The 260-nt window shown below is 51.9% G+C and carries 1 pseudogene; it reads right to left on the reverse strand.

The window, feature by feature from the left end:
• Positions 1 to 260, reverse strand: a pseudogene (gene secD, locus AAEY87_RS14120) (protein translocase subunit SecD); the annotation flags it as partial.

Consider the following 260-nt stretch of genomic DNA (forward strand, 5'->3'; position numbering starts at 1 on the left):
GCCACTGCGGGGTCGTCTGCGCTAAGTTAAGCGCGACCACATAGTCTTCGCCCAGATTCTGGCGCAGTACTTCCTGAGCTTTGAGCTGCTCGACGGGGTTATCAAGACGTACCAGCGCACTGTTGCCTTCAAAGGTACCATCATGATTATTAATTCCAGCCTCTTCGAGTAAGCTTTGAGACTGGGTTAAGATACCATCAGACAGCTGCGTACCTGCTGCGGCACTTGTAATCTGTACGGCAGGTTCATCAGGATAGAGG

It is taken from the genome of Psychrobacter sp. S1-30-MNA-CIBAN-0213 (assembly GCF_040309845.1).
Lineage (GTDB): Bacteria > Pseudomonadota > Gammaproteobacteria > Pseudomonadales > Moraxellaceae > Psychrobacter.